The organism is Streptococcus sp. 3167 (assembly GCF_013277175.1).
GTDB lineage: Bacteria > Bacillota > Bacilli > Lactobacillales > Streptococcaceae > Streptococcus > Streptococcus pseudopneumoniae.
Map to the genome: position 1 here is coordinate 15,297 of NZ_VMML01000014.1, position 11,561 is coordinate 26,857.

Here is an 11,561-nt window from a genome sequence, read left to right on the forward strand (position 1 = left end):
TTTGATTTTCATTGAGTATAAAATGCCAGAAAAAGAGCATAAAAGAGTACACAAAAAGAGACAAAAACAAGATCTACTAAATAAAGGTTTTTTATTTGATAGGCTTAGTTGTTCATGTCTCCCTTACCTCCGAGTATTGGTATCTTTATACTATACTTTTAAGGAAATTTTGTCAACAGAAAACTGGAAATTCCAAGCTCTAAAATACGAGTGATAAGCATTAGTACCGAGTTCTTTGTCTTCCATAGGGGCATCCTCCTTGCTCTGATGTAGTATAGCACTAAAAAACAAAATATCATAGTGGACATATTAAAAACTTGAATGTTAATTACAAAGTTTGGTGGGTTGATTTGTAGGCTTTTCATGGTATAATCAAGAGAGTAAATCTTTATGGAGGAAGTATGAAATTAAATATTCAAGAGATACGCAAGCAGTCTGAAGGCTTGCATTTTGAACAAACGTTAGACCTAGTCGCAGACCTGCGTGCACGTAATCAAGAAATTTTAGATGTAAAAAATATCCTTGCAGTTGGGAAAGTACAGTACGAAAACCGTATGTATTTCTTAGATTATCAACTATCTTATACCATTGTTCTTGCTTCAAGTCGTAGTATGGAGCCAGTTGAGTTAGTTGAATCTTATCCAGTAACGGAAGTTTTCATGGAAGGTGCAACTAACCAACTAGATCAGGAAGTTTTAGACGATGACTTGGTCCTGCCTATCGAAAATGGAGAACTTGACCTTGCTGAGAGCGTGTCAGACAATATCCTACTAAACATTCCTATCAAGGTCTTGACGGCTGAAGAAGAAGCTGGCCAAGGATTTGTTTCAGGAAATGACTGGCAAATCATGACAGAAGAAGAATACCAAGCTCAACAAGCAGTTAAGAAAGAAGAAAACAGTCCTTTTGCTGGTTTACAAGGACTATTTGATGGAGACGAATAATGGTTTTGTCAAAAAAACGAGCACGAAAGGTGCTAGAAGAAATCATTGCTCTTTTTCCAGATGCCAAGCCCAGTCTTGATTTCACTAATCATTTTGAACTCTTGGTTGCGGTCATGTTGTCAGCCCAGACGACGGATGCAGCGGTAAATAAGGCTACGCCAGGCCTCTTTGCTGCCTTTCCAACGCCACAAGCCATGTCTGTTGCAACAGAGAGTGAGATTGCTTCACACATTTCTCGACTGGGACTGTATCGAAATAAGGCTAAATTCCTTAAAAAATGTGCCCAACAGTTACTAGACGATTTTGATGGTCAAGTCCCTCAAACACGTGAGGAATTGGAGAGTTTGGCAGGTGTTGGTCGCAAGACAGCCAATGTTGTTATGAGTGTAGGATTTGGGATTCCAGCCTTTGCAGTGGATACTCATGTGGAGCGTATTTGCAAACACCACGATATCGTCAAAAAATCAGCGACACCACTTGAGGTGGAAAAGCGGGTCATGGATATCTTGCCGCCTGAGCAGTGGTTAGCAGCTCATCAGGCCATGATTTATTTTGGAAGAGCCATTTGTCATCCTAAAAATCCAGAGTGTGACCAGTACCCACAGTTATATGATTTTAGCAATTTGTAAGATGGAAAATCGAAAGTTTTTGCTTGATTTTAAGCTTACTTTGTGCTATAGTAATTGATAACTAAATATTCCTTTAAACTTGTCCCGTGAGGCAGGCAAGGAGCGCGATAAAGTAGAAGGGTGAAGTCTATACTGTGTGCAGTAGGGCTTGCTTAGCTATACATTTCAAGTCTCCTTGTTTAAGGAGACTTTTCTTTTTGGAGGTTTGTCATGAAGACAAAAGAAGTTGTAGACGAATTGACCGTCAAACGAGCGATTACGCGTATTACTTATGAGATTATTGAACGCAACAAAGATTTGAATAAAATCGTCTTGGCTGGTATTAAAACTCGCGGTGTCTTTATCGCCCATCGTATCCAAGAACGTTTGGAGCAACTAGAAAACCTTTCAGTTCCGGTTGTGGAATTGGATACTAAACCCTTCCGTGATGATGTTAAAAGTGGAGAAGATACTTCTTTGGTTTCTGTCGATGTGACAGACCGCGAAGTTATCTTGGTGGACGATGTGCTTTATACAGGTCGTACCATCCGTGCTGCTATTGATAATATTGTAGGTCATGGTCGTCCTGCGCGCGTAAGTTTAGCAGTTCTAGTCGATCGTGGACATAGAGAATTGCCAATCCGTCCAGATTACGTTGGGAAGAATATCCCAACCAGTCGTTCTGAAGAAATCATCGTAGAGATGGCAGAACTTGATGGTCAAGACAGAGTTCTGATTACTGAAGAAGCTTAGAAAGCTAAAGGAGTGGCCATGTCAGAAAATCAACAAGCATTGAACCATGTGGTGTCCATGGAAGACCTCACTGTCGATCAAGTGATGAAATTGATCAAACGAGGGATTGAGTTTAAAAACGGAGCTCAGCTTCCTTATGAAAACCACCCGATTGTTTCCAATCTTTTCTTTGAGGATTCTACACGGACGCATAAGTCCTTTGAAGTGGCAGAGATTAAACTGGGGCTGGAACGACTTGACTTTGATGTGAAGACTAGTTCAGTCAATAAGGGTGAGACACTTTATGATACCATTTTGACTCTGTCTGCTTTAGGAGTGGATGTCTGTGTGATTCGCCACCCTGAGGTTGACTACTACAGAGAGTTAATTGCTAGTCCCACGATTACGACTTCCATCATCAATGGTGGAGATGGTTCGGGACAACATCCTAGCCAGAGCTTGCTTGATTTGATGACTATTTATGAGGAATTTGGCCACTTTGAGGGTCTCAAGGTTGCGATTGCAGGTGACTTGGACCATTCACGCGTTGCCAAATCCAATATGCAGATTTTGAAACGCTTGGGAGCTGAACTTTATTTTGCTGGACCTGAGGAATGGAGAAGTCAAGAGTTTGCAGACTATGGACAGTTTGTAACCATTGATGAAATCATTGATCAGGTGGATGTCATGATGTTTCTCCGTGTGCAACATGAACGCCATGATAGCGGAGCAGTCTTTTCAAAAGAAGACTACCATGCCCAACATGGCTTGACTCAAGAACGTTATGACCGTTTGAAAGAAACAGCAATCCTCATGCACCCAGCTCCAGTCAACCGTGATGTAGAAATCGCAGACCACTTGGTTGAAGCACCAAAATCACGGATTGTCCAACAAATGACCAATGGTGTCTTTGTTCGAATGGCAATCTTAGAATCCGTACTGGCGAGTAGAAACGCCAACTAAAACACAAGACGTTAAAAGACGCCAGTGAGCGTCCACGAGAGGTGAAAATATGACAAAAAGACTTCTAGTATTAGAAGATGGTACAGTTTTTGAAGGCAAGGCCTTCGGAGCAGATATTGATGTAACTGGTGAAATTGTCTTTAATACAGGCATGACCGGCTACCAAGAATCCATTACAGACCAGTCTTATAATGGACAAATCTTGACCTTTACTTATCCTTTGGTGGGAAATTATGGAATTAATCGTGATGATTACGAATCCATTATTCCAACTTGTAAGGGAGTTGTTGTTTTCGAAGAAGCACGTAGAGCTAGTAACTGGCGCAACCAAATGACCTTGGATGAATTTTTGAAAGCCAAGAAAATTCCGGGTATTTCAGGGATTGATACACGTGCTCTTACCAAGATTATCCGTAAGCATGGTACGATGCGTGCAACCTTGACCCATGTTGGGGACAGTATGGACCATGTGACGGACCAGCTCCAAGCAACAGTCTTGCCGACAGACAATATCAAGCAGGTTTCTACTAAAACTTCGTATCCAGCTCCAGGAGTTGGTTTGAGCGTAGTGCTAGTGGACTTTGGTCTCAAGCACTCAATCTTACGTGAACTCTCTAAGCGCAACTGTAACGTGACAGTCGTTCCTTATTCAACAACGGCTGAAGAAATTCTCCATCTCAACCCTGACGGAGTTATGTTGTCAAATGGACCGGGAAATCCAGAAGATGTTCCCCAAGCACTGGATATGATTCGTGGTGTACAAGGAAAAATTCCAATTTTTGGTATTTGTATGGGGCATCAACTCTTTGCAATGGCAAACGGGGCTAAGACTTACAAGATGAAATTTGGACACCGTGGATTCAACCATGCGGTACGCGAAATTGCTACAGGACGTGTGGATTTTACAAGTCAAAACCATGGTTATGCAGTTAGCCGTGAGGATTTGCCAGAGCATTTGATTATCACCCATGAAGAAATCAATGACAAGTCAGTTGAAGGTGTGCGTCACAGATACCAACCTGCTTTCTCTGTTCAATACCATCCAGATGCAGCCCCTGGTCCACACGACGCTAGCTACCTATTTGACGAGTTTATCGAGATGATGGAAGCTTTTAAACAATCAAACTAAGAATGAGTAAAAGCTCGTCGGAGAATTTATGTAACTGAACACGGACGGAAAGCTCGGAATTTAGAGAAACCAACTTGGATTGTCAATCCTTCCTTGGTTTCCTAAAATTCAATCGCTTTCTATTCGTCCTTTGTATCTTATTTAATGGAAATCTGAGAGTTGCCGAATAGAAAGGCAGGTCGTTTCTTTTAGTCGCTATCAGGCGAACTAAAAACTCCCTGCACTAGATTTTTTACCGAAAAATATCGTTTCGCTAAAAAATCGTCGGAGAATTTATTTAATGTCGCTCAGTGAGGCGACGAATAGAAAGGAGAAGGGTGGTCCGTATTTGCTGAACTGAATACGGGCTACGGACGGTGCTAAAAAGATAGTTATTCCTAGAACTGACAGTTCTTCGTCATAACTCCTATTTTAGCTTTGTCCGCTTGACGCCCTTAATATCTTATATATGCCTAAACGTACTGATATTCAAAAAATTATGGTGATTGGTTCTGGTCCGATTATTATTGGTCAGGCTGCTGAGTTTGACTACGCTGGGACCCAGGCTTGCTTGTCTTTGAAAGAGGAAGGTTATGAGGTGGTTTTGGTTAATTCAAACCCTGCAACCATCATGACGGACAAGGAGATTGCGGACAAGGTTTATATTGAACCGATTACACTTGAGTTTGTGACACGTATTCTTCGTAAGGAGCGTCCAGATGCCTTGCTACCAACACTCGGTGGTCAAACAGGGCTTAATATGGCCATGGAATTGTCTAAAAATGGTATCCTAGATGAGCTTGGTGTTGAACTTCTGGGTACTAAACTATCTGCCATTGATCAAGCGGAGGACCGTGACCTCTTTAAACAATTGATGGAAGAGCTCAACCAACCAATTCCAGAATCTGAAATTGTCAACACAGTCGAAGAAGCTGTTGCCTTTGCAGCGACAATTGGTTACCCAGTTATCGTTCGTCCAGCCTTTACCCTTGGTGGTACTGGTGGTGGTATGTGTGCCAACGAGGAAGAATTGCGTGAAATCGCTGAAAATGGTTTGAAATTATCACCTGTGACCCAATGTTTGATTGAGCGTTCGATTGCAGGTTTCAAGGAAATCGAATACGAAGTGATGCGTGACTCAGCTGACAATGCTTTGGTTGTTTGTAACATGGAAAACTTTGACCCAGTCGGAATTCACACAGGAGATTCCATTGTATTTGCTCCTGCGCAAACCATGGCAGACTATGAAAACCAAATGCTACGTGACGCGAGCTTGAGCATCATTCGTGCCCTTAAGATTGAAGGGGGATGTAACGTTCAGCTGGCCCTTGATCCACACAGTTTCAAGTATTATGTCATCGAAGTAAACCCTCGTGTGTCGCGTTCTTCAGCCCTAGCATCTAAGGCGACAGGGTATCCGATTGCAAAATTGGCTGCTAAGATTGCAGTAGGTTTGACCTTGGATGAGGTCATCAACCCAGTTACAGGTTCAACCTATGCCATGTTTGAACCAGCCCTTGACTACGTGGTTGCCAAGATTCCTCGTTTCCCATTTGACAAGTTTGAAAAGGGTGAACGCCGTCTCGGTACACAAATGAAGGCGACTGGAGAAGTCATGGCAATCGGTCGTAATATCGAGGAATCTCTTCTCAAGGCCTGCCGCTCCCTTGAAATTGGGGTGCACCACAATGAAATACCTGAACTTGCAGCAGTTTCTGATGATGCCTTGATTGAAAAGGTTGTCAAAGCCCAAGATGACCGTCTCTTCTACGTATCAGAAGTAATTCGTCGTGGCTACACACCTGAAGAAATTGCAGAGCTTACAAAAATCGATATTTTTTATCTGGATAAACTCCTACATATCTTTGAAATTGAGCAGGAATTGGGTGCTCATCCACAAGATCTAGAAGTCTTGAAAACAGCTAAACTTAATGGCTTCTCAGACCGTAAGATTGCGGAACTTTGGAAAACAACTGCTGATCAACTTCGTCAACTTCGCTTGGAAAACAAGATTGTTCCAGTTTATAAGATGGTCGATACCTGTGCTGCGGAGTTTGATTCTGAAACACCATATTTCTATTCAACCTATGGATGGGAAAATGAGTCTATCAGATCTGATAAAGAATCTGTACTTGTCCTAGGTTCAGGTCCAATCCGTATCGGTCAAGGGGTCGAATTTGACTATGCAACGGTTCACTCAGTTAAGGCTATCCAGGCAGCTGGTTATGAAGCTATCATCATGAACTCAAATCCAGAGACTGTTTCAACAGACTTCTCGGTATCAGACAAGCTTTACTTTGAGCCATTGACATTCGAAGATGTTATGAATGTCATCGACTTGGAGCAACCAAAAGGGGTTATCGTTCAGTTCGGTGGTCAAACAGCTATCAACCTTGCGGAGCCATTGGCAAAAGCAGGTGTGACCATCCTTGGTACACAGGTCGCTGACCTAGACCGTGCTGAAGACCGTGACCTCTTCGAGCAAGCTCTCAAAGAATTGGACATTCCACAGCCACCAGGACAAACGGCTACCAATGAAGAAGAAGCAGTTCTTGCAGCACGTAAGATTGGTTTCCCAGTCCTTGTTCGCCCATCTTATGTACTTGGTGGACGCGCCATGGAAATCGTAGAAAATGAAGAAGATCTTCGTTCTTACATGCGTACAGCGGTTAAGGCTAGTCCAGACCACCCAGTTCTTGTCGATTCTTATATCGTTGGTCAGGAGTGCGAAGTTGATGCCATCTCAGATGGTGAAAATGTCCTTATCCCAGGTATCATGGAGCATATCGAACGTGCTGGTGTCCACTCAGGTGACTCAATGGCTGTTTACCCTCCGCAAACCTTGTCTCAAAAGGTGCAGGAAACCATCGCAGACTACACCAAACGCCTAGCAATCGGCCTCAACTGTCTTGGAATGATGAACATTCAGTTTGTTATCAAGGATGAAAAAGTCTACGTTATTGAGGTCAATCCACGTGCCAGCCGTACCGTTCCATTCCTTTCTAAGGTAACTAATATTCCTATGGCTCAAGTAGCGACCAAGCTCATTCTTGGTCAAAACCTTGAAGAACTTGGCTACCAAGATGGACTTTACCCTGAAAGCACTCGCGTTCATATCAAGGCACCTGTCTTCTCCTTTACCAAACTAGCTAAGGTAGACAGCTTACTTGGTCCTGAAATGAAGTCAACAGGGGAAGTTATGGGTTCTGATACTACTTTGGAAAAAGCTCTCTATAAAGCTTTTGAAGCTTCTTACCTCCACTTGCCAACCTTTGGAAATGTTGTATTTACCATCGCTGATGATGCCAAAGAAGAAGCCTTGGACTTGGCTCGTCGTTTTCAAAATATTGGCTATGGAATCCTCGCGACAGAAGGGACAGCAGCCTTCTTTGCCAGTCATGGATTACATGCTCAGCCTGTTGGTAAGATTGGTGATGACGATAAGGATATTCCAAACTTTGTTCGTAAAGGAAGAATTCAAGCTATCATTAACACAGTTGGAACAAAACGAACTGCTGACGAAGATGGTGAGCAAATCCGCCGTTCAGCCATTGAACACGGGGTGCCCCTCTTCACAGCGCTAGATACAGCTAATGCCATGCTTAAGGTACTTGAAAGTCGTAGCTTTGTTACAGAAGCGATTTAAATAGAAAAATAAGATATAGCAGACTGAATTTAGAACAGTACACAGGAATACTAAAATATTTCTAGAAATTAATTTGAATTTTCTAATTGATTTGTTCGTATCTTATTTCAATCTACTATAGAAAAAAGTCTTTAAAATTATAAAACGCATAATATCAGGTGTTGAAAACCTTGATATTATGCGTTTTATTGTAGGAATATTTACTTCATTTTCTACTAAAATTATGTTTTTGAATAACCTCTATCTTAGTAGTTTGTATGGTCGCCCTCAATCAGTTTTTACGATAAGCTTTAATGCTATGACTATACCATTCTTGCATTTCTTTTGATGGTGGTGTCATATAATCCCCATACATCTGGGTTAAAAATTGGTCATATTTTTTTGGCACAGGCAACATACGACCTTCAAACTCAGTCAAAATCAGTTCTTTAAAGGTATCAACTGGGAAGATTTCTTTCATCCCTTCCTTACCGATCCCAATTCCTCCTTCATATTGAGGAGAGTTGGTTGTAGCATTTTTGACTAGCTGATCAATTTTCTTGTAAAAGTAACGGGGATTGACCACTCGGAGGGCATACCAGCTACATAATCTAAGAAAATCTTTTAATTTGCTATCACCGTGAACTGCTCGTGATTTTTTGATATAAGCTAGTTGACGAAGAGCCACATACTTATAGCTCTTGTCGACAATGCTCAAGTCTGTAAATCGATCAATTGGGAAGACATCGATGAAAAGGCTGGTATCATGACGCTTGTACTTAACATGGTCTTCTATAACAGTAGAAGTGTCCAAAATCGATGCGAAATTATGGAAGTACCAAGAAGATGTATCGTAGGAAAGAACCTTGTAGCGAGGGTGATTTTCTTCTTCAATAATCTTCAGTAAACGCTCATAATCCTCACGATAAAGGGAAATATCAATATCATCATCCCAAGGAATCATACCTTTGTGGCGGATGGCTCCAAGCATGGTTCCATAACTGAGAAAATAAGGAATATCATGTTTCTTACAAGTCTCATCAATATAGTCTAGCAGAGCTAGTTGAATTTCTTTAATTTCTTTTTTTTCTAAATATTGCATCCTAATCCTCCAATTTATAAGCGTGAAATTCATGACTGTAGAAGCGTTTTTCTGCTGGTGGTAGGGTCATATAATCTCCATAAAATTGTGTCAAAATAGTATCAAATTTTTCAGGTGCTGGAAGGCTTAAATTTTCAAAGGGTAAATCAATTATTTTATCGAAGGTACCACTTGGGAAGACTTCCTTTTCCTTAAATTTAGAAGGGATAAAAGCCATATACTGACCATTTTCACGACTATATTTTTGAATTTCTTTCTCGATTTTATGTGCGAAATAACGAGGAGAAACCGGTCGAAGGAGCAACCAAAAGGCTGTTCGTATCCAATCTTTTAAAAGGCTATCCTTATAGACAATATTTTTATGTTTACTGAAAGACAGCAGTTTGAAGCTTTCCAGTTTATAACAAGTATCAATGACCTTAGGATCATCAAAGCGATCTATAGGGAAAATATCGATAAAGATACCAGACTCATAGGTTTTTGTATTTCGAGTATCAATAATTTTAGTCGTACTGTCGGTTATCTTGATAAAGTTGTTAAAGTAGTTCTTATCAGTTTCTAAGGAAAGGAGCTTATACTTGCTTTTTTCCTTTTGAAAAATGTTAATAAATCGTTGGTAGTCTTCTCTAGGCATGGACAGATCAATATCGTCGTCCCAAGGAATAAAGCCTTGATGTCGAACCGCCCCAATCAGAGTACCGTAGTTAATAATATAGTTGATATTGTGCTTTTTACAGAGAGTATCAATATAATCCAAAATTTCTAATTCAATTTGTTTGGCATCTTCAATGGTTAGTTGTTTCATTTTAAACTCCTATGATCTTTTGAATTTATTTTTTAAGGCTAGGACATGGTTTAAAAATTCATAGAAAATGCTATCTTTTGTGAAGACAAGTAGACCAATATAAGAGATAGCTGATAGCAAGACAATCAAACCAGTATTCATCAAAAATGGCAAATTAATGACCATATCCACAGGATACAAGAAATTGATCAGGAAATAAATTCCTACGAAAGAAAGTGAAAAGAGAGAGTATCGAACAGTATAGCTAAAGATATGTCCCAAGTGAATAAGTTGTTTTCTATGGATGAAAATGATATAGAAAACAAGTAGAGAGGCCTCTGATAACATAGTTGTCAGTAAGTAGTATTCAGGAGCCACGATATGGTTGAAAAAGAGGAGACTATTTAAGCCCAAATTGAGTAGCCCAGCAAAGACTGTATAGACTGTGATACGTTTTTCATAGCCATTGGTAAAGAGAATTTGGGAACCAAGAATGGTATCTAAGGCCAGGATAATCGTACGAAAAGCGAAGAGAGAGGTCAAGATGCCACCTCCGATATATTTTTCACTACCGTAAAGTAGGATGGCATTTGGTCCTAAAACCATGAGTCCAAAGCTCAGTGGAATGATAAAGAAGTTAAAGATTCGACTACCTCTATTAACCAGAGAAACATAGGCTTCCTTATCGCCTTTTCCTAGATAGTAACTAAGACGAGGCACACTCACTCCGATAGCTCCTGTTACAACACCAGCAATAACGGTCACAATTCGTTGAGCTATGGTGTAGTAACTAACGTTGACATCAATCCCTGTTTTAACGAGGAAGAGACGATCCAAAAAAGTGAAGAGCATATTGGCATTAGCAAAGACCAACATGGCTGTCAGAGGGAGAAAGAGCGGTTTAAAATCACTGATGTGAATTTTAACAAGCTTAATGTCTCTTTTAATCCAAAAATAACTAATCAGATAGTTAATCAGTGTCGATAAACTCATCACAAGTGTATAGACAACAATATCGTGTTCATTTTTGACAAACAGGAAAATAGAGACCAGCATCAGGATACGGATGAAGGCAGTTTTGTAAAAGAGAAAACTATAATTTTCCAGAGCTTCATTGACCCATTCGATTGAAAAAATCTGGGCAATGAGTTGAATCCCCATAACAAGGTAGACCTTTTTGACGATTGGATTATCTGTAAAGAAGAGAGGATAGGCTAGGATATAGACCGCAGTGGTCAAAATTGTACAAGCTATGCACAAATAAAAAAGACTGGAGAAGGTTCTATTCAGATCTTTTTTGTTATCCTTGACATTACTGATGGCTCGTAAACCGTAGTTATAGACCCCATAAGTCGCAAAGGGTAAGAAAAATGACAAAATAGTGTCGACTGAGTTGAAGTAACCATAGTCAGTTCGGTCCAAGACACGCGCGACGTAGGTTCCAGTTAAGATGGGAAAAATAATATTCAAGACACGAATTCCCATGTAAGATAGAGCATTTAATTTTATACTTTTCATTCAATTTACCTCGTTTTTCATTATATCATAAAGTCAGCTAATAAGAAATGAAGGGCAGTAATACTCTTCGAAAATCAAATTCAAACCACGTCAGCGTCGCCTTACCGTACTCAAGTACAGCTTACGGCTAGCTTCCTAGTTTGCTTTTTGATTATGGATTCAAGCCAGTTTTTCTCG

General features: G+C 40.5%; 9 protein-coding genes. 6 read left to right on the forward strand and 3 right to left on the reverse strand.

Annotated elements, in window-relative coordinates:
• The first annotated feature begins 401 nt into the window (after window positions 1–401).
• From HT678_RS02235 to carB, 6 genes are all read left to right on the forward strand, one after another.
• Window positions 402–944, forward strand: a complete 543-nt coding sequence (locus HT678_RS02235) for a DUF177 domain-containing protein (RefSeq protein ID WP_023936535.1) — start codon at window positions 402–404, stop codon at window positions 942–944.
• Window positions 944–1,573, forward strand: a complete 630-nt coding sequence (nth, locus tag HT678_RS02240; protein WP_000244443.1) for an endonuclease III — start codon at window positions 944–946, stop codon at window positions 1,571–1,573. Before HT678_RS02235 ends, nth begins: the two co-directional genes overlap by 1 nt.
• Window positions 1,574–1,783: 210 nt before the next feature.
• Window positions 1,784–2,305 carry a bifunctional pyr operon transcriptional regulator/uracil phosphoribosyltransferase PyrR gene (pyrR, locus tag HT678_RS02245; RefSeq protein ID WP_000850023.1) on the forward strand — a complete coding sequence of 174 codons (522 nt, stop codon included), beginning with the start codon at window positions 1,784–1,786 and terminating at the stop codon, window positions 2,303–2,305.
• Between the two features lie 18 nt (window positions 2,306–2,323).
• A complete protein-coding gene (locus HT678_RS02250) occupies window positions 2,324–3,247 on the forward strand; it encodes an aspartate carbamoyltransferase catalytic subunit (RefSeq protein WP_023936533.1) in 924 nt (307 codons plus the stop codon).
• Between the two features lie 49 nt (window positions 3,248–3,296).
• Window positions 3,297–4,376 carry a carbamoyl phosphate synthase small subunit gene (locus tag HT678_RS02255; RefSeq protein WP_000166853.1) on the forward strand — a complete coding sequence of 360 codons (1,080 nt, stop codon included), beginning with the start codon at window positions 3,297–3,299 and terminating at the stop codon, window positions 4,374–4,376.
• A 448-nt stretch (window positions 4,377–4,824) separates the two neighbouring features.
• On the forward strand, window positions 4,825–8,001 hold the full coding sequence (carB, locus tag HT678_RS02260; protein ID WP_172924562.1) for a carbamoyl-phosphate synthase large subunit: 3,177 nt from the start codon (window positions 4,825–4,827) through the stop codon (window positions 7,999–8,001).
• A 271-nt stretch (window positions 8,002–8,272) separates the two neighbouring features.
• Here carB and HT678_RS02265 read toward each other — a convergent pair whose 3' ends face one another.
• The 3 genes from HT678_RS02265 to tacF are packed head-to-tail and all read right to left on the reverse strand — an operon-like array spanning window position 8,273 to window position 11,384.
• A complete protein-coding gene (locus HT678_RS02265; RefSeq protein ID WP_001199655.1) occupies window positions 8,273–9,082 on the reverse strand; it encodes a phosphorylcholine transferase LicD in 810 nt (269 codons plus the stop codon).
• A 1-nt stretch (window position 9,083) separates the two neighbouring features.
• Complete coding sequence (locus tag HT678_RS02270; RefSeq protein ID WP_000811884.1) at window positions 9,084–9,887, reverse strand: phosphorylcholine transferase LicD; 804 nt, start codon at window positions 9,885–9,887, stop codon at window positions 9,084–9,086.
• Between the two features lie 9 nt (window positions 9,888–9,896).
• Window positions 9,897–11,384, reverse strand: coding sequence for a type IV teichoic acid flippase TacF (tacF, locus tag HT678_RS02275; protein ID WP_000835909.1), 1,488 nt, complete (start codon window positions 11,382–11,384; stop codon window positions 9,897–9,899).
• Between the last annotated feature and the right edge of the window lie 177 nt (window positions 11,385–11,561).

Excerpts from the sequence above, each read along its gene's own strand:
- HT678_RS02265 (WP_001199655.1), bottom strand. The coding sequence starts at position 9,082 with ATGCAATATTTAGAAAAAAAAGAAATTAAAGAAATTCAACTAGCTCTG.
- carB (WP_172924562.1), top strand. The coding sequence starts at position 4,825 with ATGCCTAAACGTACTGATATTCAAAAAATTATGGTGATTGGTTCTGGT.
- pyrR (WP_000850023.1), top strand. The coding sequence starts at position 1,784 with ATGAAGACAAAAGAAGTTGTAGACGAATTGACCGTCAAACGAGCGATT.
- HT678_RS02235 (WP_023936535.1), top strand. The coding sequence starts at position 402 with ATGAAATTAAATATTCAAGAGATACGCAAGCAGTCTGAAGGCTTGCAT.
- HT678_RS02270 (WP_000811884.1), bottom strand. The coding sequence starts at position 9,887 with ATGAAACAACTAACCATTGAAGATGCCAAACAAATTGAATTAGAAATT.
- nth (WP_000244443.1), top strand. The coding sequence starts at position 944 with ATGGTTTTGTCAAAAAAACGAGCACGAAAGGTGCTAGAAGAAATCATT.
- HT678_RS02255 (WP_000166853.1), top strand. The coding sequence starts at position 3,297 with ATGACAAAAAGACTTCTAGTATTAGAAGATGGTACAGTTTTTGAAGGC.
- HT678_RS02250 (WP_023936533.1), top strand. The coding sequence starts at position 2,324 with ATGTCAGAAAATCAACAAGCATTGAACCATGTGGTGTCCATGGAAGAC.
- tacF (WP_000835909.1), bottom strand. The coding sequence starts at position 11,384 with ATGAAAAGTATAAAATTAAATGCTCTATCTTACATGGGAATTCGTGTC.